This window comes from Pseudoalteromonas sp. CuT4-3, from assembly GCF_035666335.1.
Classification (GTDB): Bacteria; Pseudomonadota; Gammaproteobacteria; order Enterobacterales; family Alteromonadaceae; genus Pseudoalteromonas; species Pseudoalteromonas atlantica.
In genome coordinates this window covers 1,443,321-1,466,176 of record NZ_CP142030.1, presented here as the reverse complement: position 1 = coordinate 1,466,176, position 22,856 = coordinate 1,443,321, and the positions used below count along the sequence as shown (strand labels likewise).

Below are 22,856 nucleotides of genomic sequence, written 5' to 3'. Positions count from 1 at the left end.
ATGACACATATAAACTTAGACGAGCTTACGCACCTACAAGCCATTAATAAAAAATTAGGTGCGGGTTACCATATTTGCGAACAAGACAACGTAATGTGGCAAGAGCTTGACCAGCACATAGAATCTTATAGCGCCTTATTTAGCGCCCTTGGCCACGATTTAAAACACGATAGCCGCGGCTTTTACTACTTTGCCAGCGACGAAAGCACGCCAAACATGGGTAAAATATCCCGTGCTATTGCACTGACTATTTACATTTTAATTGAGCATTTTGCCAATACGGGTAAAGACCCAATGCGTGCCCTATTTGATGAAGTAAACGATTTAGAACTGATGCAAACCTTAGTGCAAATTAATAAGCACTTGTTTGATCAGCTTGAGATATTTTCGGGCTCAGATTTACGTAAAGACGTATACCAGCGCATGGTACGTTTAGGCCTTGCCCGCGAAGTAGAAGGCGGCTTTATGCTACAAGCGCCTATTCACCGCTATATTGATGCACTTATGGAAGTAAACGAAGAAACCTACATTACAGAGGACGAGCAATGAAAAACTTATACGGACTAAGTAAACTCGCCCTACTTAATACCGCAGGCTATGCAAAGTGTGTTATTCCGCTTGATAAAAGCAGCTCTATTTGTGCACCAAACAATACCGGTAAAAGCTCGGTTATTAACGCCCTGCAATTTCCGCTAATAAACGATTTGCGCCTAACCGAATGGGACGGGCACGATTTAGATGAAACCCGTAAATTTTATTTTTCATCAGATCAGTCGTACATTTTGCTTGAAGCCAACCTCCCCCATGGCTCGGTGGTTATTGGTGTAGCAGGCCTTGGTAAAATAGCCGGTTACGCGCACCAGTACTTTTGTTATCAAGGCAAACTTGATTTAGCGCAGTACACACAAGGTAATACCATTATTAAGTTTACCAAGCTGTTTAATCATTTAAAAACGCAAGGTTACAACCCTATAGAGCTTAAAGCACAAGAGCTTAACGCCCTGCTTACCGGCGGCGCAACCCCTTTTGACGGCGACATTAATTTAAAAATGATCCCGCTTAATAATGTGCAAGACTCAGCCATTTATAAAGAAATTTTTAGACGTATTCTTAACTTACACAAATTGGGCGCAAGCGATGTTAAACGCTTTATGCTGCGCGTGTTTGAACGCCATATGTCTAACTCTAAAGTGGACTTTTACGAAGTATGGCGTCGCTCGTTTGATAAAGTAAATCGCGCTAAACGCGAATTAAAAGCGCTTGAATCAATGCAAGAGCCAATAACGGCGCTTGAATCAATGCTTGAAAACCAAACCGTGCTTAAAGGTAAGTTAGCGGCCTACGCGCCTAAAATTGATCAAGCATTAATAGACTTTGATACCTACCAAGAAGAGCAACTAAGCGAACTAGCCATTGCCCTTGAAGACATAGAGCACGAAAAACACGAGTTTGAGCAAAAGCAAAGCTTATACGTACAGCAATCGCGCGATATAGAGCGCAGGCAAACCCAAATTGAGCAATGGTTTTTAGATTACAGCGCTCTTAAAAGCGAGTTTGAACTGGTAAATAAAGCCACCCTTAAAACCAACCTTGGCCAACTTAAGCAAGACTACGAGTCGCTTTCGCACTCTATTACCAGCGCACAAGGGCAAAGCCTACACACGCTTGATTACCGCATTAGCGAAACGCAAAAGCAAATTAAAAGCTTAAAACTGCAGCTTAAAAACCTTGAGTTTAATTTGTTTACTCGAATGCGCGAAGACCTATCACTTAAAGAAGTAGAAGAAATATCGCGCATATTAAACCCCGATATACTCTCGTTTGCCACCACCAGCAATGGCGATATAACCATTGATGATGAAGACGCCTTTGGGGAATTTTTATCGCTATTAAGCGAAAACGTTAAAGGCGGAGTGCTAACCCTGCCAGGGGCAAGCATTAAACTTAAAAAACTGTCGCCAGTGCAAATGCAAAGCGGCGAAAACAAAGCCCAGCTTAGCGCTCAGCTAGACGCGCTGGAACGCTCGTTAAAAGAGTTTAAACAACAGCGCGAAGTAGCCGCTAACGTGGCCGATAAACAAAAAGAAAAAGATGCACTTTACGATGAGCTAATGAGCGCAGAGAGCGCCCTAAAACGCTTAGAGCAATTTGAGATAATGCAGCAGTCGGTAGAAGCGCAATCCATGCTAAAAGAGCAGTTATTAGCAGAGCGCGAACAAGTTGACGACTACCTGCAAGACATTCAAAAAAATAGTGGCTCAATTGCAGACAGGCGCTCGTTAATTAAATCTAAGCATGAGCAAATTAATCGCCAAACCGAGCGCCTACGCCAAGTTAAAAGCGAGCGAATTGACCACACGCTTGATTTATACAGCGGTAAAGTAACCCCGTATATGATTGATATAACAGTCGACTTTGATAACTTAAGCGACTTAGTACATCACTTTAATAAAGACTGCCAAGAGCTGCGCAACTTTGACATAAACGTGCGTAATACCTATTTGCATGTATATAACGCAGGCATTACTAAGTTCGATAACGAAAATGACGAATTTACTAAATACCAAAAGTTGATTAGCGCATTTCATAACCTTGATAACGAACGCGATGCCGTTGAGCGCCAAGGACGCGTAGCCCTGACCGAAGTAGCCGCCACGATTAAAGGCTTGCGTGAAGACTTAGACCGCCTTCGCCGCGAAATGAACAGCTTTAATAAAGGCATAAGCCAGCACCGTATTTCTAACCTTCAAGCGTTTAAAATTAACGTAATACCGCGCAAAATGCTGGTTGATAGTATTGATACCATTATCAGCACGTCGCATCAGTTTGAACAAGGCGACACCCTTGATTTATTAAGCCAAGAACCTTACAGCGAAAGCGCAGTAAACGAAGCAAAAGATCACCTAATAAAACTTGCCTCCGACAAAGCAGGCCTTACATTAACTGACTTATTTGATATTCGTTTTGAAGTGGTTAACCGCGCAGGTGAAACCGAACACTTTGAAAAAATAGACTCAGCTGGCTCAAACGGCACACGTATTACTATTAAGTTATTATGTGGCATGTTGTTTATTCGTTACTTATTAAGCGATCAGGAACAAAACCTTTACCGTATACCTATTTATATTGATGAAGCGGCCGACATTGATCCGCAAAACCAAAAAGCAATCATAGAAACGGCACTGAGCTTTGGCTTTGTGCCAATTTTTGCCTCGGTTAAGCCGCAGGTAAGCTGTGATTACATTGTACCTATTCGTTCAGTAAAAGATGGCGCCCAAAACTGGGTAGACGAAAAAGACTGGATTGAAGTTGAACACAATTAATTGGCCGTTAAGGCAAACCAACTAAACTAAAATATAGGACGTTAAACTAATACACATTTAAACGATGTGTGTTATTTTAAATTAACGCATTTTATTGGAGCAAAGGTAATGAAAAATATACTTATTGTTGCAGCGCTGACATTACTTACAGCCTGTACGCAAACCCCTGACTGGGATTACGACAAATCAGCCAACTTTAGTAATTTTAAAACATTTGCTTGGGTAGAAAACGCGAGCCTAACCAAAGACACCACAAACTACCAAATTAACGGCTTAATGGAAAAACGTGTACGTACTGCCGTTAATAAAGAGCTTAGCCAAACATTAGGTATGAGCCTAGTAGACCCAGCCCAAGCTGACGTACTAGTTAACTATCATGCATCGGTAGATAAAGAGCTAGAAGTAGACAGCTTTAACGTAGGTTACGGCGCACGTTGGGGATACTGGGGTACGGGTTTTCAACGCGATATTAGCGCCCGTGAATACGAAGTGGGTACTTTGGTGATTGATATTATTGACCGCGAATCAAACCAACTTGTATGGCGCGGCGCAAAAGAAGGTCGATTAAAGAAAAAACAATCGCCTGAGCAACGCGAAGCATCAATTAAAGAAACAGTCGCTAATATTTTAAGCAACTTCCCGCCGCAAAAGCAGCAGTAAGTTAAAATTAGCGTTAAATAAGTTTTAAAAAGCTCACAGTATGTGAGCTTTTTTGTGGGAGCTTGTTTTTAGGTTTTACTAATTAGCTGTTTTAATATGCATTTACAAACCTCATAGCAACAAATTTAATTGCTGAAAACAATTAGATATTTTACTGCTCTTCTAAATCAAACTCGGTGGTGTGGCCGTCGCCGTGGATGAGTTGGTAGCGGGATAGGTCGCCGTTATCTAACGTTATTAGGCTTATTGCGGAGTCGCTTACTAGGTACTTTTGACCTTCACCTTTGGTTTGGTGTTTATCTACTTCCATGTGCCAGCGTTTGGTGAAAAAGTTAAGCGGGCTTTTGGGGCCGTATAATATTGAGTCGAGCTTATCGAGTACATTAATTAGCTTACGCGGAAATTCGTTTTTAATACCGCTGGCAGTGAGCTGCCATATTCTATTTGGGTGATCGCCAAAACGCTTTTGCACCGAAAAACAAAAAGAATAATGCACATCACCCGATAGAATAAGCGTTTCGTTAGGTGTGTCTGTACGCCTAAAGGTATCAAGCAGTTTTTTGGCCGATCCTTCGTGTGCCATCCAGTTTTCTACATCAACCATAAGCGGCTGGCCGCACATATTAAACGCTGCTTGAATTGCTTCTATTGATTTAACGCCAAACACTGGCGCTGGCGATACAATAATTACTTTGCTGTGGCTCAGCAGGCTTTCTTCAAGCTCTGTTAAGCGCTCCCAATCAAGTAAGCCTGAGGGTTCATTAAAGTTACTTTCGTTACGCCAGCGGTGTGTGCGGGTATCAAGCACAACTACTTTAGGCGTGGTGGTAAGCTCATAATGCCAATAGTTAAATTCGTTCAGAGGCTTATCAAAGGCTTTAAACTGCCAACTATTGTTGGCGTTACGGCTTTGTTTAAAATCATCTATAAGCGCGCCGGTTTTATGTAGCGCGTCGTTGCCCAGCCCTTGAAATAGCCAATAACTTATTAGCCCATTATTAATGATGCGTTTACTACTTGGGTTTTGATTTATAGCTTGCTCCCACCCTGCTGTTAGGTTCCAATCATCGGTAACATCATGATCGTCAAACATCATCAAGGTAGATACATTAGCAAATAAACGCTCTACGCTATTTAAGCCTTTCGCGTAGTCAATTAACGCCTTTTTTTCGGCGTTAAAAATGGTGTTATTTTTTTCATTGCCTTGTGTGTAATGGCAATTTTTAATATCAACGCATTGCCACGCGGCGGCACTAAAGTTGAGTAAATACAGCGCTATAAATTCTTCAAAGTGAATTAAGTGATTATGCGCTTTTACGCTAGAAAAATGAGGCTCGTCTTTTTTTAGCCAGTACCCAACGCCCAGTTTTGAACGTTTTTGCCATGGTGTTTTAGGTAAGTAATGATGGCGGTTAAAAAGCTGCTCATTTATATCTGCTGGTAAATTGAGCTCAAGCGGTTGCTCTTTATAAATACCCAATGCATCTATTAGCTGATGAATAGCCAGTAGCATAGGGCCGGCTACATCATCGGCGTAAACTTGGTCTCCGCTAAGCAGTAAAAGCTGTGCGCCCTGCAGCTTATTACTGCGCTGATTGTTTTGCCATTCACTTGCTGATACTAAGCTGTCTTTTGCTGGGTGATGGGCGTTGCGACACGAGCCATGTAAAATATGCGTAAGCTTATTGGCAATTGCAAATGAAGGCGCCGTTTGCCCTTCAAAGCACCATGGAGTTAAGTCAATTTTTTGCTCGTTAATATGCAGTGTATACGCTAATAACGTGTCGAGCGGAAACTGGCTATCAACGGGTTTTATAATTATAAAATGCAGGTAAAGGTATTTACCTAATGCAATGCTTTGCTGCTCGCTGTAGCTTTGTTGGTTTTCAAGTGTGATTTGGCAATTGCCAGGGCGTGAAGTAGCAAACTGTATACATATACCACTTTGCTCAGCTCGGCGCACCATAGGCCCCATTAATAAAAGTGGGAGTTGCGCCGATTGAGTAGTCATGTGTTAGCCTTTCGCTGCTAATTTAAAAAGTGAATAAAAGTTATCAGTCGTTGCTTTTGCAAGCTCGTTAAAGCTTATGCCTTTAAGCTCACTAATATAGTAGGCAACATCTTCTACATACGCAGGCTGATTTGTTTTTCCACGGTACGGCACAGGTGCTAAATAAGGCGAGTCTGTTTCGATGAGTAATCTATCGAGTGGGATTTGTTTTACAACTTCTTTAAGCTCTACGGCATTTTTAAAGGTAACAATGCCTGAAATTGAGATATAAAACCCCATATCAATCGCTTTTTTGGCCATATCCCAATCTTCGGTAAAACAGTGCAGTACGCCACCGCAGTTTTCTGCTTTGTGCTCACGCATTAAGTTAATGGTATCGGCTCTGGCGTCACGGGTATGAATAATCAGTGGCTTTTGTAGTTCGTTTGCTACTTCAATATGGCCAACAAAACTGGCTTGTTGTACTGCATGCGTGTCTTTTGAATAATAGTAATCTAGGCCTGTTTCGCCAATCGCGACTACTTTTTCATGCGATGCTAAATCAATGAGTTGCTGTTTATTAAGGGCATCTTTTTGATCAAGCGGATGCACGCCACACGATGCCGATACATCGTCGTAAAGTTTAATTTTTTCAAGCATGCTTGGGAATTGTTCAAGCGTTACACTTACACATAAAAAGTGCTCTACTTGCTTTGCGCGGGCGTTGTCGAGTACTTGATCTAGGTTTAAATCTAGTTTGTCAAAATCAAGACGATCTAAATGGCAATGAGAATCTACAATCACTATACGGCCTGTATGGTTTTGGGTGTTAAATTATACTAACCTGCAAAAATACTTAGTTATACCAATTTGCAATAATACCTAATCGTTTGCGGGGCTAAACGTGTCGCTACCTGCGTTAAAAAATTTTCATTTACGACTGCATGGATGCAGAGCAATGCAGGAGCAATTGCCGAGCACAACTAAATAGCGAATTTTTTACCTAGCTATCAACACGTTTTTCCAGCCTTAAAGTAAATCACTTAAGTAAGCGAATTGATATTAAACGAGTTGGAATAAGCAAGTTAGTATTGCAAGTTAACGAGGGTTAAGCGCTCGCTAACCGGCTGCTTTATGCATATCACTATTAAGCAAATGCGTTTAAAACTACATGGTATATGTAGGATTACCAGAGTTTAACATAGTGCCTAATAGCTTTTCGATTTTAGCGTTTAAATTTGTTTTATCATCTAAAAAACTAATGCCTATACCTGGTGGGTTAGAGCTTTGTGCGCCTTGTGGTGTGATCCAGGCAACTTTACCCGTTACCACGTCATCTTCTAGCGCATCAGGTAAAGTCACTCTGAGCGCTAAAGAATAGCCGATTTCGTAACGCATGTTGGTACGTACAAATAGGCCGCCTTTTTTTAAATAAGGCATGTAGCAGCGATAAAGTTCGTCAAGGTTATCTACATCAACTAAAAGCTCTTGCATATGTATTCCTATTAAATGTTACGCAGGGCATGCGCTAAACGCGACACTGCTAGAGGTAAATTAAGCCCGAGTACCTCTGTGCTATTTTGTAAAAATTCATTCAACGCTTGCTGAGCAATTTGGTACGCGTCAAAGCTTAAACCCATTATAAGCTGCTGTTTTAATTGCTCGCTTAAAAATAATGTAAAAATGCGTATTAGCTCAGGTTGTTTGTTTATAATATTTACAAGCGGACTAAAATTATGGCTTTGTTTAAACTCAGTTGCAAATTTATATAAAGTATCAATGTGTTGAAGCTGCTCTTGCGCTTGCCACTGTTTAATTAAAAGTGGTTGCGTATAAAATAAAGGCAGCCACACATAGTCACTAATATTTAAATCGGCTAACCAGGTTTTAGCCGCTTCTGGGTTTACGACTTTTATGTCTGTTTTAGCACAGCGGCTTAAAATGGTGGCAGGTAACTGCGCAGTGTGGCTTGTGGTTAAAATTAAAAAACGGCTATTACTGGGCTCTTCTAAGGTTTTTAATAACGCGTTTGCTGCTGCCGTGGTCATTTTTTCGCAGTTTTCAATAATGGCCACTTTATTGCCATTTTGTGCAGCAGAGTGGTTCATAAAATCGCTTATCGCACGAATATCGTCAACACCAATGCTTTGCCCTTCAACTTGCGTTAGCCGTTTATCAGGGTGGTTACCCGCAAGTGTTAATGAGCAACTTTTACACTGGCCGCACGGGGCTAACTTGCTACCTTCGTTTTGCATGTGGGTATTAATATTTTGACATAATAAGCTATTAGCTAATTGCTCGCTTAGCTCAAACTTACCAACGCCTTTGGGCCCGCATAACAACTGCGCGTGATGAAAACGCTGCGCTTTATAACTTTGCGCAAGCTGTTGCTCTACCGTGTGAAGCCATGGCAATGCCATGTTATTTTAACCCTTCAAAAAAGGTGCGCAGTACATTGGTTATATCGCGGTGTACTTTATCAATACTTTGGTTGGCATCTACGGTTTTTATTGAGCTATCGTCATTTGCCAGCTCAACATAACGCATGCGCGTGCGCTGAAAAAACTCAATAGCTTCTTGCTCAATTCTATCAAGCTCTCCACGGCCTTTAGCACGCTCAAGGCCTATTACGGGGTCTATATCTAGGTAAATGGTTAAATCAGGTTTTAACCCTTTTAATACCATAGACGACAAAGACGATAACGTATTAGCGCTAATGCCGCGCCCACCACCTTGATACGCTTGAGATGATAAATCGTGGCGATCTGCTAATACCCACTGCCCTTTATCAAGCGCCGGGTTAATTACATTATGCATAAGCTGCGAGCGAGCTGCGTACATAATAAGTAGTTCGGTTTCAAAGGCTATGTCTTCTTCATGTTCGGCTTTTACTAAAGTACGTAAAGACTCGGCAAGCGGTGTCCCACCTGGCTCGCGCACGTTAATAAAGTCTATTTGTTTTTTATTTAAAAAGTCTTGGCATAACGAGATAGCCGTTGATTTACCTGCGCCTTCAAGGCCTTCAATAACAATAAATTTTGGTTTCATATAAAGTTTAATTCGTTTTATTTAATATATACGTTTTAACTGCCGCGTTGTGTTGCTTTAACGTGGTTGAAAATTGGTGACTACCATCGCCCTTAGCCACAAAATAAACATACTGTGTTTTAGGCGGATTAAGTGCTGCTAAAATAGCCGCTTTTGAGGGCATGGCAATGGGTGTTGGCGGCAGCCCTTTAATGCGATACGTATTATAGGGTGTGTAATCGCGTAAATCTTTTCGTTTAATGTCACCGTCAAAACTCTCCCCTAGGCCATATATTACGGTGGGATCGGTTTGTAGGCGCATATTTGCGTTTAATCTATTTATAAATACAGCGGCTATTAACGGGCGCTCACTGGCAAGGCCCGTTTCTTTTTCGATAATAGAGGCCATGATCAGTGCATCGTATGCGTTTTTATACGGTAGGTTTTCTGCACGTTGTGGCCATGCTTGCTCAAGTGTTTGCTGCATTTTAACGGCCGCACGTTTTAATAAACTACTGGCAGTATCACCGCTGTGATAATGATACGTATCTGGAAACAGCCACCCTTCTAAATGGCCTTTTTCTCCTACTATTTGCTGCGCCAGTTGCTCTGTATTTAAGTTATTAGTTAGATGCGGCGCACTACTAATGGCTGCTATCACTTCGCGTAAGTTTTGCCCTTCGATAATAGTAAAGCTAAAACTGATTTGCTCACCGTTGTTTATTTTTTTTATATTATTAATAACGCTTGTATTCGTTAGCTCGTACAAGCCGGCTTTTAAGTCGGTTAGTGTTGGGTCAAGCTTTGCAATTACTTGGTAACGCCAGCAGCTTTTTAACCAATTATTAGCTTGCCATTGTTTACATAGCTGGTTAAAGCCCATGCCTTTTTTAACTTCAAACTGGGTAGGCGTTGTTATATTTAGCGGGCTAGTTATTGTTGCTTGTAATTGCTGATACCCTACTAGCGTTGTAACTAAAGCTAACAATAATACCGATAAAATAACTTTTAACACTTAGCCTCCTTGGCTAATAATTCATTTAATAAACACATGCTTTGCTCAACATTAAATGTATGTTGTTCTATACGATTAACGGGCACAGCGCCCATTAAGCTATTACAAATAAATACAGCACTAGCTTGGGTTAATTCATTTAGGCTTACTTGCTTAAATTCAACCGCTAATTTATCACATAACGATTGCAGATAAACCCCTTTAATACCGCATTGCTCAAGGCTTGGCGTATATACCTTATTATCACTAATAGCAAAAATATTAGCTGCCGAGGCTTCAATCACATTGTTTTGATGATCGAGTACTAAAACATCGTCACATCGTTGTTTTGCCATGGCGTTTTTAATCAGCACTTGTTCTAGTCGGTTAAGTGTTTTTAAACCGGCTAATAAAGGTTGGGCTGCTAATTTTATTGGGCTTAGGGCTAAACTCACCCCTGTTTTTGCTAATGCTGGGTAGCTTTGTGGAAACCCTAACACGGTAATTAAAATGGTTAAATGGGTGTGTTGCGGCAACCCATAGCCTCGCCCACCTTCTCCGCGGGTGATCACTATTTTAAGCACATTTAATTGGCAGCCAGTAATCGCCTTTGCAATATGTTGCTCAAGCTCAGTAAAGTTAATTGCAGGAAACGCTAAGCGTTCTGCGCATTCTACCAAGCGTGCTTTATGGTACTGCCAGTGCTCTACTTGCCCTGCAATTACTTTGGCTGTGGTAAAAAAACCATCACCGTAGTTAAGGCCTCTATCCCGTGTATTAATCGAACTTGTATCATCGGTTGTTATTATTGTTTGCATATTGAATGGCTTGCATAAAAAAAGCCCAGTTAAACAACTGAGCTCTTATAATGTGGTTCGTTGTTAAAAAGGATTATACCTTTTTAAATAGCAACGAGCCATTAGTCCCACCAAAACCAAATGAGTTACACAATGCAAAGTCGAGTTTTGCATCACGTGCAGTGTGGGCTATGTAATCTAAGTCACAGCCTTCATCTGGGTTGTCTAGGTTAATGGTGGGCGATACTTTTTGATCGGCCAGCGATAAAATAGAAATAATAGACTCTACAGAACCCGCTGCACCTAATAGGTGTCCCATCATCGATTTAGACGAGCCTACCATTACATCTTGCGCTGCACTGCCAAAAATAGTTTTAACAGCTTGCGTTTCGGCTTTGTCGCCTGCATTAGTTGATGTACCGTGTGCGTTAATGTAACCAACTTGGTCTGCATTTACTTGTGCATCGTTTAATGCATTTTGCATAGCAAGTGCCGCACCTGCACCGTCTTCCGGTGGCGAGGTCATGTGATACGCATCACCGCTCATACCAAAGCCAACAAGCTCAGCATAAATTTTAGCGCCACGGGCTTTAGCGTGTTCATATTCTTCTACTACAACAACACCTGCACCATCAGATAGTACAAAACCATCGCGGTCTTTATCCCACGGACGCGAGGCAGCTTGTGGGTCGTCGTTACGGGTAGAAAGCGCACGTGCAGCATTAAAGCCACCCATACCAATAGGTGTACAGGCTTTTTCTGCGCCACCGGCAACCATCGCATCGGCATCGCCGTAAGCAATCATACGCGCTGCATGGCCAATATTGTGCAGGCCTGTAGTACATGCCGTCACAATAGAAATATTAGGACCACGTAAACCATGCATCATTGATAAATGGCCCGAGATCATATTAATAATGGTTGATGGCACATAAAATGGAGAAAGCTTACGTGGGCCACTGTTAAGTAGCTTTATATGGTTTTCTTCAATTAAGGTTAATCCACCAATGCCTGAACCTACAGCAACACCAATACGTGTTGCGTTTTGTTCAGTAACTTCAAGACCTGAGTCTTGAAAGGCTTGAACACCCGCTGCAATGCCGTACTGAATAAATAAGTCCATTTTTTTAGTATCTTTCGCTGACATGTATGCAGTTGCATCAAAGTCATTTATGAGTCCAGCGAATTTAGTACCAAATTTTGATGTATCAAAGTGGGTTATATTTTGTATACCACTTTTACCATCTAATAAGCCTTGCCAGGTAGATTGCACATCATTACCTAGCGGCGTCAACATTCCTAAGCCAGTTACGACGACTCGACGTTTAGCCACGGTTTGCCTCCAATAAGGGATATTTAAACCAATTGATTAAAATAGTATTACTTTAGTAAGCCGTTTAACTCACTAAGTTTAAATCTATTGGCATTACAAAGGGAATTCATACCCAAGCGACCTCAAAGTGCGAGTCTCAAATTCAACTAAAGATGTGCTATTACAAATGAATGCAGTAGAGAGTAAAAGCGGGTGAATTTGAATCATGAACTTTGAGGTGGTTTGGATATATAGATTAAAGGCAGCGAATGCTGCCTTTAATATGCGATTAATTACTCAGCGTGAGCTGATACGTAATCGATTGCAGATTGTACTGTAGTGATCTTTTCAGCTTCTTCATCTGGGATCTCAGTATCAAACTCTTCTTCAAGAGCCATAACTAGTTCAACAGTATCAAGAGAATCTGCACCTAGGTCGTCTACGAAAGAAGCTTCGTTTTTAACTTCTTCTTCTTTAACACCTAGCTGTTCGATGATAATTTTTTTTACGCGTTCTTGGATATCGCTCATTCTTCTTTCCTTTATTAAAAACGCCAATGCGTTATTTTCAGATTGCGGCGTAGTTTACGCCGCATAATTCTCTGATTCAATGATTTGACCATAAATAATTGTCTGGTCAAACCTCTGAGTGTTTGTTTTGTCTTTTATCGCTTATTTTCACAGCGATTTCAAGTATGTTTAAAGCAAGATCATAAAAATTTCAATGTTTTTGAGGTCACTTACTTAAGTTATTTTTAGCATTTACTTTTAACAATGGCGGTTAAACCATGTACATCGCGCCATTTACATGCAAAGTCTCGCCAGATACATACGCAGCCGCGTCAGATGCTAAATAACACACTGCCGCTGCTATTTCATCAGGCTGACCTAATCGACCTGCTGGTACATTAGCAAGGGTGGCCGCTTTTTGATCTTCTGTTAGCTCATCGGTCATATCAGTTTGAATAAAACCTGGGGCTACTACATTTACTGTAATGCCGCGCGATGCAACTTCGCGTGCAAGCGATTTAGAAAAGCCAATAACACCCGCTTTAGCTGCCGCGTAGTTAGCTTGGCCTGCATTACCCATAGTGCCCACAACTGAGCCAATATTAATAATACGGCCGTTCTTTTTCTTCATCATTGGGCGTAATACCGCTTTAGATAAACGGAAGATAGAGCTTAAGTTAGTGTCGATAATATCGTCCCACTCACCGTCTTTCATACGCATTAATAAATTATCACGGGTAATACCTGCGTTATTTACAAGTACGTCAACATCGCCTAAGTCGGCTTTTATTGCTGCTAATGTAGCCTCAATCGATGCAGGATCGGTTACGTTTAAAGCATAACCCTTACCGTTATCACCTAAGTAATCGCTAATTTTAGCCGCGCCTGACTCACTCGTAGCAGTACCTGCTACTTTTGCGCCTTGCGCTACTAAAGTGTTCGCAATTGCTTTACCAATACCACGGCTTGCGCCAGTAATTAGGACAACTTTGCCCTCTAATGAAAATAAATTAGTCATTTTATATTCTCTTATTTTGCAGCGTCGATAGCAGCAGCGTCATTTACTGAGCCACATACCATTGCTTTATCAATTCGTTTTGCAAGGCCAGTTAATACTTTACCTGGGCCAAATTCGTAGCTTTGCGTAATGCCTTGAGCAACTAAAGCCTGTACTGTTTCTGTCCAACGAACTGGGCTGTATAGTTGACGTACCAATGCATCTTTAATTGCATCAGCCGAGCTTTGTGCTTTTACATCAACATTATTAATTACATCACACTTAGGTGTATTAAATGTTAAAGCGGCTAAATCGTTGGCAAGTTTTTCAGCCGCTGGTTTCATTAGTTCACAATGCGAAGGTACGCTTACACTCAGTGGTAAGGCACGTTTTGCGCCGGCATCTTTACACGCTTGTGAAGCTCTATCAACAGCAGCTTTATGCCCTGCAATAACCACTTGCCCTGGTGAGTTATAATTTACCGGTGAAACAACCTCGCCTTGTGCAGATTCTTCACATGCTGTTTTTATTTGCTCATCACCTAAACCAATAATGGCAGCCATAGAGCCTACGCCCGCAGGCACAGCTTCTTGCATGTATAAGCCACGGTTTTCAACAAGTTTTACCGCTTCACCTAGGCTAATAACGTCACTACATACCAATGCAGAGTATTCACCTAAGCTGTGACCAGCCATAACCACATCCACATCTGGGTTTGCAGCTAACCAGTGGCGGTAAATTGCCACGCTTGCTGTTAATAAAGCAGGTTGAGTGCGGTGAGTTTGATTAAGCTCTTCTTCTGGGCCATTCAGTACAAGCGCTGCTAAATCGTAGCCAAGTGCGCTTGACGCTTCGCTAAAGGTTGCTTTTACAATGTCAGAGCTCTCTAGTAGCTCGCTTAACATGCCAACGCTTTGTGAGCCCTGACCAGGAAATAGAAGTGCAATTTTTTGTGCCATACTTTGCTCTTTTTAATTAAACAAAAATTTAGTGTAACTACGGCACCTAAACGTTATTCGGCCGCCGAGTTTTTAGAATGTGTTTTTTCGAAAATAGCGGCTATTTTATCTGGAAGTTGACGTTCAACCTCTTTTACCGCTTCATCGATTGCTGCTTGAAATGCTTTTGCTGATGCATTTCCATGGCTTTTAACGACAATACCGCGCAATCCTACCAGAGAAGCACCGTTATACTGGTCGGGGTTCACCCGATTATAGAGTTTTTTTATGATAGGACTTAAAATAAACGCCATGCATTTGTAAATTAAGTGCTTTTCTAAGGCGCTTGTAAACTTTTTCATGATCAGTTTAGCAATGCCTTCGCAGGTTTTTAATGCAACGTTTCCGACAAACCCTTCACACACAATGACATCGGCTTTTCCCGAAAAAATATCACTGCCTTCACTGTAACCCGTGTAATTAATATAAGGGCTTTGCTGCATAAGCTGCGCTGCTTGCTTTATGCCTTCATGGCCTTTTATGTCTTCAGAGCCAATATTAAGTAAACTCACTTTAGGGTTGTCGCAGCCAAGAGCTTGGCCTGCTACTACCGAGCCCATAATGCCAAATTGATAAAGTATTTCTGAATCACAATGTACATTAGCGCCTAAATCAAGCAGATAAACTGGATTTTTTCGCTCTGTAGGAACGGCCGATATCAATGCAGGGCGTTTAACGCCAGGCAGCATTTTTAATACGTAATGAGCCATAAAAAATAAAGCGCCGGTGTTTCCCGAGCTTACACAGGCTTGTGCTTCACCCGATTTAACTAAATCAAGGGCGACACGCATAGAGGAGTCTTTTTTTGAACGCACAGCTAAAGCGGGTTCGCAGGCATTAGTGACAACTTCGCTGCAATGGCGAATAATTAAACGTGGGTGTGAAAGTGAATCGAGGGATTCTAATTGATTAGTAATTACTTGCTCGTTGCCACATAAAATGAGTGTTAAATTGGCATGAGCATTTACTGCGCAAACGGCAGCGGGGATAGATGAACGGGGGCCATAATCGCCCCCCATCATATCTAACGCTATGGTTAGATTAGTCAGCATAAAGCAATCTCTTAGTTAGAAATTACTTGAACGCCTTTGTAGTAACCGTCAGCAGTTACATGGTGACGACGATGAGTCTCACCTGAAGTTTGGTCAACTGTTAAAGTTGGACCGTTGATCGCATCGTGTGAACGGCGCATGCCGCGTCTTGCACGAGACTTTTTGCTTTTTTGTACAGCCATTAGTCTTCTCCTAAGAATCTTTCTTAAGTTGTTTCAAAATATCAAATGGATTTGGTTTATCATCTTCCGCCTTTAGTACACCAAAGCTAGCAGGCTTTGATGAGTAATTGCACGAAGCTTCGTTGTGTGTAGGCACTAATGGCACTGCTAAAATTAGCTCGTCTTCGATTAACTCAAACACGTTAATTTCACCGTTTTCATCAAGCGCTACTTCATCGTAGACTTCAGGAAGATCATCTGACTCAGCATCCAAACCAACAGGCGAATACATAAAGTCTTGATCCAAATCCAACCCTAAATCATCATTACAACGCTGACAAGTTACAGTTACGTGTGTAGACAAATTGCCACTAATCACAACTAAACCTTGCTCATCGGTTTTGCACTGAATTTTTACCGCTATTTCACCTACTTCTTCCTGTACAACACCTCGTAAACGAGCAAGTTTTTCAAGCGGTACAATACCATCGTAAGTTAAACGGTGTTGCGCTGCTTTCCCAGGATGAAGAGTGATGGGAATTTTTACCTTTTGCATAGGGGCTGCATCATATAGATAGTTAATTGGTTAGTCAAAGCAAAAAAGCATTTTTACATGGTTTTTCACGTGTTTTCATTACGGATCTGATTTATCCTAACTCAAACTAATTTTAATTAGGATAATAATTTATGAAGCACCCGCTTATATTAGCGTCAAGCTCGCCATTTAGGCAGTCTTTATTGCAAAAATTTAATCTGCCATTTAGTACTTTTTCGCCTGATATTGACGAAACAGCCATACCAAACGAAACCCCTGAGCAACTTGTAAAGCGCCTAAGCGAGCGCAAAGCGCGTGCCGCTTGCGATCATTTTGTTAAAGGCCTTGCAATCGGCTCCGACCAAGTGGCCGTATTTGATGGGCAAATACTTGGTAAACCTCATAATAGAGAAAACGCCATAAAGCAGCTTTCTTTGTTTAGCGGCCAAACTGTCACGTTTTTAACTGGCCTGTGTGTTTACGATATTGCTAACGATAAAGCAAAAACGTTAATAGAGCCTTTTGAAGTAGTATTTAGAACACTCACCAAAGAGCAAATAGAAGCCTACTGCGACGCAGAGCAGCCATATAACTGTGCTGGGAGCTTTAAAAGTGAAGGATTAGGGATTTGCTTATTTGAAAAATTAAACGGAGACGATCCTAATAGCTTAATAGGCTTGCCTCTTATTAAACTCAGCCAACTATTGGCTGAGTTTAATCTCGACATACTCGCCGCTCAACCTTAGCCAAGTAGTATGCGTTGCAGCTGCTGGTAATTATCAACGGTTGCAACGGGGCTAAACTCACTTAACTGCGCTGCACTGTGAACGCCCATGGTAACGCCAATTCTATCTATGTTGGCTGCCTGTGCCATGGCCATATCTATTTTGGTATCCCCAATCATGAGTGCTTCGTCGGCATTTATTGCTAATTCAGCTAATAGTTGTTCAAGCATATCGGGGGAAGGTTTAGAGCGCGCTTCATCGCTTGTGCGCGTGGCACTAAAGTAAAGCCCTAACTGAGTTTGCTCTAATAAACGCATTAAACCATCACGCCCTTTACCGGTGGCAATCGCTAAAATAACCCCTTGTGCTTTTAACGCACTTAGTACATTTTCTACATTATCAAATACAGGAGTGGCAGTCGTATCAACACGGTATTGCTGTTTATAGCCGTTAACTAATGCGGGATGCTGCGCTACCTCGTTAGGAAATAGCACCTCAATAGCAAGTTCAAGCGACATACCAATAATATTTTTAATTGCAGTGTCGCTCGGCGGCTCAATATTAAGCGCCAGCGCACTGTGACGAATACAATTAACAATTTTGCTAATTGAGTCCATTACAGTGCCATCCCAATCAAAAATAACCAGTTTATATTTTTTTAATACAGCGGTGGTCATTACGCTTTAGCATCTCTTAATTTTAAAATACAACTTTTAAGTGCGTTATCAAGCGGCGCCTCTACGCGCATGGTAGTTTCGTTTTTAGGGTGATAAAAGCTTAAATCGTGGGCGTGTAAAAATAAGCGGTTTAAGCCTATTTTGCGCATTGATACATCAAACCCTTGGTCGCCGTATTTATCATCGCATGCAATAGGGTGGCCTTTACACTGTGTATGAACACGAATTTGGTGAGTACGTCCAGTCACAGGTGAGGCTTGCACTAACGAGCACTCGTTAAAACGCTCAAGTACTCTAAAGCGAGTATGTGAAGGTTTACCTTCGTTATTGTCTACACGCACCACGCGCTCGCCCGACTTGAGGGTGTTTTTACGCAGCCCTTCGGTCACATTTTTAACCGATGAATCCCACTGCCCTGTTACCAACGCCCAGTAATTTTTTTCCATTGTTTTTTCACGCAGCTGCTCATGCAATGCGGTAAGTACCGAGCGACGCTTTGAAATTAATAAACAACCCGATGTGTCTCTATCAAGCCTGTGAACTAGCTCTAAACTGCGCTCATCTGGGCGTAATACACGTAGTGCTTCTATTAAACCATAGCTTAAACCACTGCCGCCATGTACAGCCATGCCCGAGGGCTTGTTAATTACAATAAGGTATTTATCTTCAAAGAGTATTGCGTCTTCTAATTGCTTCACTTTATCGAGCTTTTTAGGCACAAACTCTTCGCGCTCTGCTACTTTAATTGGCGGAATACGCACTACATCATCAAGCTGTAATTTGTAAACTGGCTTAATACGCTTTTTATTAACGCGGACCTCGCCTTTGCGTAAAATTTTATAAACAGCGCTTTTAGGCACCCCTTTTAAATGGGTAATAAGAAAGTTATCAATACGCTGACCTAAATGGTCTTCGTTGATTGTGACAAAAGTTACTTGTAAGCCGGTTTTTTCTGACATTGCCTAATCACTGATTTAAGTAAAATAATTTAGTTGCTAACACGGTTATAATAGTGGGATAATCAGCAGCGCAAATATTTAGTATTTGCAAATAACAACGGTGCTTTTTAACACATTAAAACATTCGTGATGCACATTCTGGGTAGCCGATCATACAGATCCGAGTTAAGTTTTCCAAAGCTTTTATGCCTACTCAGTTAACACGTGCGATCAACTAACAGTAATGCGCGTAATATATTACTGGTTAAGTTTGAACATGAATTTACATTTAATGTAAAAATAAAAGCAATGAACAAATAATTTGTTTGATAGTGACGACGTAAAAACGTTGTTCAGCATTTGCTCACACGTAGTACCGTATAGCAGCTTATTTAGAACTAAAAATCTAGCAAATAAGCGTTTATTAACATTCGGCAGCGAACTTTGCTCGCAAGTACTTAGAAAATACTCATCGTATTTAAGTTACTTAACGAGCCCTACGCGCCTAACATAAACGTACTAAAAAGATTGATATGACAGGCCAACTTCTGGGTAAAACTTGTAAAGAGCATAAGAGCCGACAGTTTTAGCACCATAAAGAATTTAATAACGTAAGCGTACGTTATTGTTAGCCAGCATTTAAAAAATACTGCATACACATTACAGAGCGTTCCGTTACAGACCCAGTCGTGAGGCTGTACATTCTAAAAAAAGGAACAACTGAACAGGCGAACACGTTTCGTCATGTCAGCGACAAAAAATAAGTAGAGTAACAATATGAAACGTATGCTAATCAATGCAACGCAGCAAGAAGAAATGCGCGTAGCACTGGTTGACGGCCAGCGCCTATATGATTTAGATATAGAAAGCCCAGGTCACGAACAGAAAAAAGCCAATATTTATAAAGGCAAAATCACACGCATTGAACCCTCTTTAGAAGCGGCTTTCGTAGATTACGGCGCCGATCGTCATGGTTTCCTTCCTTTAAAAGAAATTGCCCGTACTTACTTCCCACAAGGTTACACTTTTCATGGTCGCCCAAATATTCGCGACGTGATTAAAGAAGGCCAAGAAGTAATTGTACAAGTTGATAAAGAAGAGCGCGGCCAAAAAGGCGCAGCCCTTACTACCTTTATTAGCGTAGCGGGTAGCTACTTAGTGCTAATGCCAAACAACCCTCGTGCAGGCGGTATTTCTCGTCGTATTGAAGGCGATGAGCGTACAGACCTTAAAGAAGCACTTAGCCGATTAGAACTTCCTAAAGGTATGGGCTTAATTGTTCGTACAGCAGGTGTTGGCAAATCGTTTGAAGAATTAAACTACGATTTAAAAGCACTTTTAGTCCATTGGGATGCAATTCAACAAGCAGCCGACAGTGCTAAAGCGCCGTTTTTGATTCACCAAGAAAGCAATGTAATTTTCCGCGCTATTCGCGATTATTTACGTCGTGATATTGGTGAAATATTAATTGATAAACCACGTGTATTTGAAGAAGCTAAAGCGCACATTGAGCGTTTTCGCCCTGACTTTATGAGCCGCGTAAAGCTTTATCAAGGCGACACGCCATTGTTTACGCATTACCAAATTGAAAGCCAAATTGAGTCTGCATTCCAACGTGAAGTACGCTTACCTTCAGGTGGTTCAATTGTAATTGACCCAACAGAAGCGCTTACCTCTATTGATATCAACTCGTCTAAAGCAACAAAAGGCGGAGATATCGAAGAAACAGCACTAAATACTAACTTAGAAGCGGCTGATGAAATTGCGCGTCAATTACGTCTTCGCGACTTAGGTGGCTTAATTGTTATCGACTTTATCGATATGACACCGCCACGCCATCAGCGTGAAGTAGAAAACCGCTTAAAAGATGCCGCTCGTCCAGATCGTGCGCGTGTACAAATTGGTAAAATTTCGCGCTTTGGTTTACTTGAAATGTCGCGCCAGCGTTTGCGACCTTCACTAGGTGAAGCAAGCCAAGGCCCATGTCCGCGTTGTAGCGGCCAAGGTACTATTCGTTCTAACGAGTCTATCGCCTTGTCTATTTTGCGTTTAATTGAAGAAGAAGCAATTAAAGACAACACAGCACAAGTAAATGCACAAGTGCCTGTAGCGGTTGCCGCTTATTTATTAAACGAGCAGCGCAGAAGCGTTCATCGTATTGAAAAACATCATAAATGTGATGTGGTTATTATTCCTAATCAACACATGGAAACACCACACTACGAAGTGATGCGTTTACGTAAAGACGAAACACTAGAAACAGTAAGTTACGAGCAAGTTGTTGCACCTGAGCCAGAATCGTTCGAAATGGCTAAACCAGCAGCTGCGCCTGTTCGTGAAGAGCCAATGCTTAAAGGTGTTGTTATGCCTTCAACGCCAGCGCCACAAGCTAAAGTAGACAAACCAGCAGCGCCTGTTGCTGTACCTAAGGTTGAAGGTGGCCTATTGGCTGCTATTGGTAATTGGTTTAAGTCGTTATTTGCTGGTGAAAGCGAAGCAGAAAAGCAAGCAAAAGAAAAAGCTGAGCAAGAAAAGCAACAGCAAACACGTAATAACAATCGCCGTGGTAACAGTGACAACCGTCGCCGCAATAACAACCAGCGTCGTCGTAATAACTCTCGCTCTAAACCTCGTGGTGAACGTCCTGCTGAAGAAGAAGTGAAAACTGAATCTACCGCGAACGAAAGCCAAGAGAAAAACGAGAACCGCAATAAGCGCCGTCGTAATCCTAACTCGCGTAAGCGTAACGATAACCGTAATAACGACAATCGTACCGCCGACAAAGAGCAAGTTAAAACAGACGCAAAAGCGAATGAAACTGAGGCTAAGCAAAGCACTGAGCCTAAAGAGCAGAAGCCAAAAGTTCGCCGTCAACGTCGTAATGTTCGCAAAAAAGTACGTATCCAAGATGAAAATACTGAGCAAGTAAAAGCATCTGATACGACTGAGCAACCGCAGCAAAGCACTGAAACAGCTAAAGTAGAGCAGCCTAAAGAGCAAGCGCCAGCAGCAAAGCAAACTGCAAATGAGCAAAAGTCAGAGCAAACAAAACCTGCACCTGTGAAAGAGCAAGCGCCTAAGGCACAACCTGAGCAAGAAGAAAAGCCAATAGCTGCAGCGTCAACTGACGAAGCAAACTCTGAAGATGAGCAAGGGCAAACACGTACGCGTTCACGCCGTTCTCCTCGTCACCTTCGCGCTTCGGGCCAGCGTCGCCGTCGTCCTGAACAAGGTGAAGCTACAGAAGAAAAAGCAGATGAAGCTCCGGCATTTGTACCAGTAGCAGATCAAGCTGCCGCTGAGTATGAGGCAGAGCTAAAAGCAAAAGCTGAACAGCCAACCTCAAACGATGCATCAGAAAATGTTGAGCAAGCGTTAGCTGTAGAAGACTTAGCTAAAGTTGAAGCTGCTCCTAAAGCAGAGCAACCAACAGCCAATGACGATGCAGTACAAACTGTTGACCCAGAAACAGCTGAAGAGCCAGTTGTTGTTACTGAGCAACCAATAACAGCATCTGAGCCTGTGAAATCAGAACCTGAAGTAGCTGAGCAACCAGCAACACCAGAGCCTGTTAAAGCAGAGCCTGAAGTAGCTGAACAACCAGCAACACCAGAGCCTGTTAAAGCAGAGCCTGAAGTAGCTGAACAACCAGCAACACCAGAGCCTGTTAAAGCTGAGCCTGAAGTAGCTGAACAACCAGCAACACCAGAGCCTGTTAAAGCTGAGCCTGAAGTAGCTGAGCAACCAGCGAAACCTGAGCCTGTTAAAGCTGAGCCTGAAGTAGTTGAGCAACCAGCGAAACCTGAGCCTGTTAAAGCAGAGACTGAAGTAGCTGAGCAAAAAGATGCCAATGCAAAAACGGTTATTAGCAAAGGGGCTGCAAGCGCACCTATGGCTCAACCGACACCAGTTGCTGATAGCGACGTAAAGCATACATCAGTTGCCATGGCACACGATAAACGTGAGTTAGTTCCTGATAGTGGCTTACGCGCAGGGTCAATTAAACCTGCAGGTCGTGCTAGTTCAGACATGACTAAAACAATGAGCGCTGAGTAACCCTTAGCCTCATTAAAAAGCCGCGCTATGTAAAAATAGCGCGGCTTTTTTGTTTTAAAACCTGTCTTCTCCTGAAAGGTATTTTCTCATTTGCTCTTCTTTCGC

The 22,856-nt window shown here is 42.0% G+C and carries 21 protein-coding genes; 5 read left to right on the top strand and 16 right to left on the bottom strand.

The window, feature by feature from the left end:
- From VOI46_RS06680 to VOI46_RS06670, 3 genes are all read left to right on the top strand, one after another.
- Window positions 1–549: a hypothetical protein gene (locus VOI46_RS06680; RefSeq protein ID WP_004587701.1), complete on the top strand. Its 549-nt coding sequence runs from the start codon at window positions 1–3 to the stop codon at window positions 547–549.
- Window positions 546–3,323, top strand: coding sequence for an ATPase (locus VOI46_RS06675; protein WP_282337779.1), 2,778 nt, complete (start codon window positions 546–548; stop codon window positions 3,321–3,323). The genes VOI46_RS06680 and VOI46_RS06675 overlap by 4 nt, the downstream gene beginning before the upstream one ends.
- Before the next feature lie 108 nt (window positions 3,324–3,431).
- Window positions 3,432–3,983: a DUF4136 domain-containing protein gene (locus VOI46_RS06670; protein WP_004587699.1), complete on the top strand. Its 552-nt coding sequence runs from the start codon at window positions 3,432–3,434 to the stop codon at window positions 3,981–3,983.
- A gap of 151 nt (window positions 3,984–4,134) precedes the next feature.
- Here VOI46_RS06670 and VOI46_RS06665 read toward each other — a convergent pair whose 3' ends face one another.
- From VOI46_RS06665 to yceD, 14 genes are all read right to left on the bottom strand, one after another.
- Entirely contained in the window at window positions 4,135–5,994 is a 1,860-nt protein-coding gene (locus VOI46_RS06665) for an alkaline phosphatase D family protein (protein ID WP_004587698.1), read from the bottom strand.
- A 3-nt stretch (window positions 5,995–5,997) separates the two neighbouring features.
- Window positions 5,998–6,777 (bottom strand): YchF/TatD family DNA exonuclease, encoded by a 780-nt coding sequence (locus VOI46_RS06660; RefSeq protein WP_004587697.1) that lies wholly within the window; start codon window positions 6,775–6,777, stop codon window positions 5,998–6,000.
- A gap of 363 nt (window positions 6,778–7,140) precedes the next feature.
- The gene (locus VOI46_RS06655) at window positions 7,141–7,467 is read right to left on the bottom strand and encodes a PilZ domain-containing protein (RefSeq protein WP_004587696.1); all 327 of its coding nucleotides are present in this window, start codon (window positions 7,465–7,467) and stop codon (window positions 7,141–7,143) included.
- An 11-nt stretch (window positions 7,468–7,478) separates the two neighbouring features.
- Window positions 7,479–8,393 (bottom strand): DNA polymerase III subunit, encoded by a 915-nt coding sequence (locus VOI46_RS06650; RefSeq protein WP_004587695.1) that lies wholly within the window; start codon window positions 8,391–8,393, stop codon window positions 7,479–7,481.
- Between the two features lies 1 nt (window position 8,394).
- Window positions 8,395–9,021, bottom strand: a complete 627-nt coding sequence (gene tmk / locus VOI46_RS06645) for a dTMP kinase (RefSeq protein ID WP_004587694.1) — start codon at window positions 9,019–9,021, stop codon at window positions 8,395–8,397.
- 7 nt (window positions 9,022–9,028) lie between these two features.
- Window positions 9,029–10,015, bottom strand: coding sequence for an endolytic transglycosylase MltG (gene mltG / locus VOI46_RS06640; protein WP_004587693.1), 987 nt, complete (start codon window positions 10,013–10,015; stop codon window positions 9,029–9,031).
- Complete coding sequence (pabC, locus tag VOI46_RS06635; RefSeq protein WP_004587692.1) at window positions 10,009–10,812, bottom strand: aminodeoxychorismate lyase; 804 nt, start codon at window positions 10,810–10,812, stop codon at window positions 10,009–10,011. The genes mltG and pabC overlap by 7 nt, the downstream gene beginning before the upstream one ends.
- A gap of 73 nt (window positions 10,813–10,885) precedes the next feature.
- Window positions 10,886–12,124 (bottom strand): beta-ketoacyl-ACP synthase II, encoded by a 1,239-nt coding sequence (gene fabF, locus VOI46_RS06630; RefSeq protein WP_004587691.1) that lies wholly within the window; start codon window positions 12,122–12,124, stop codon window positions 10,886–10,888.
- Window positions 12,125–12,396: 272 nt separating this feature from the next.
- Window positions 12,397–12,633, bottom strand: a complete 237-nt coding sequence (gene acpP / locus VOI46_RS06625; protein ID WP_004587690.1) for an acyl carrier protein — start codon at window positions 12,631–12,633, stop codon at window positions 12,397–12,399.
- Window positions 12,634–12,883: 250 nt separating this feature from the next.
- Window positions 12,884–13,630 (bottom strand): 3-oxoacyl-ACP reductase FabG, encoded by a 747-nt coding sequence (gene fabG / locus VOI46_RS06620; RefSeq protein WP_004587689.1) that lies wholly within the window; start codon window positions 13,628–13,630, stop codon window positions 12,884–12,886.
- Window positions 13,631–13,641: 11 nt separating this feature from the next.
- Window positions 13,642–14,568 carry an ACP S-malonyltransferase gene (gene fabD, locus VOI46_RS06615; protein WP_004587688.1) on the bottom strand — a complete coding sequence of 309 codons (927 nt, stop codon included), beginning with the start codon at window positions 14,566–14,568 and terminating at the stop codon, window positions 13,642–13,644.
- A gap of 53 nt (window positions 14,569–14,621) precedes the next feature.
- The gene (plsX, locus tag VOI46_RS06610) at window positions 14,622–15,659 is read right to left on the bottom strand and encodes a phosphate acyltransferase PlsX (protein ID WP_004587687.1); all 1,038 of its coding nucleotides are present in this window, start codon (window positions 15,657–15,659) and stop codon (window positions 14,622–14,624) included.
- An 11-nt stretch (window positions 15,660–15,670) separates the two neighbouring features.
- The gene (gene rpmF, locus VOI46_RS06605; RefSeq protein WP_004587686.1) at window positions 15,671–15,841 is read right to left on the bottom strand and encodes a 50S ribosomal protein L32; all 171 of its coding nucleotides are present in this window, start codon (window positions 15,839–15,841) and stop codon (window positions 15,671–15,673) included.
- Window positions 15,842–15,851: 10 nt separating this feature from the next.
- Complete coding sequence (gene yceD / locus VOI46_RS06600) at window positions 15,852–16,376, bottom strand: 23S rRNA accumulation protein YceD (RefSeq protein WP_004587685.1); 525 nt, start codon at window positions 16,374–16,376, stop codon at window positions 15,852–15,854.
- Window positions 16,377–16,507: 131 nt separating this feature from the next.
- Here yceD and VOI46_RS06595 point away from each other — a divergent pair, with 131 nt between their 5' ends.
- Entirely contained in the window at window positions 16,508–17,101 is a 594-nt protein-coding gene (locus tag VOI46_RS06595; RefSeq protein ID WP_004587684.1) for a Maf family protein, read from the top strand.
- Here the strand turns inward: VOI46_RS06595 and VOI46_RS06590 are convergent.
- Window positions 17,098–17,757, bottom strand: coding sequence for an HAD-IA family hydrolase (locus VOI46_RS06590; protein ID WP_004587683.1), 660 nt, complete (start codon window positions 17,755–17,757; stop codon window positions 17,098–17,100). The two genes, VOI46_RS06595 and VOI46_RS06590, sit on opposite strands and share 4 nt — an antisense overlap.
- The gene (gene rluC / locus VOI46_RS06585; protein WP_004587682.1) at window positions 17,757–18,716 is read right to left on the bottom strand and encodes a 23S rRNA pseudouridine(955/2504/2580) synthase RluC; all 960 of its coding nucleotides are present in this window, start codon (window positions 18,714–18,716) and stop codon (window positions 17,757–17,759) included. Before rluC ends, VOI46_RS06590 begins: the two co-directional genes overlap by 1 nt.
- A 756-nt stretch (window positions 18,717–19,472) precedes the next feature.
- On the opposite strand from rluC, the gene rne reads away from it, so the two are divergent.
- The gene (rne, locus tag VOI46_RS06580; RefSeq protein ID WP_324738190.1) at window positions 19,473–22,751 is read left to right on the top strand and encodes a ribonuclease E; all 3,279 of its coding nucleotides are present in this window, start codon (window positions 19,473–19,475) and stop codon (window positions 22,749–22,751) included.
- Window positions 22,752–22,856 lie beyond the last annotated feature (105 nt).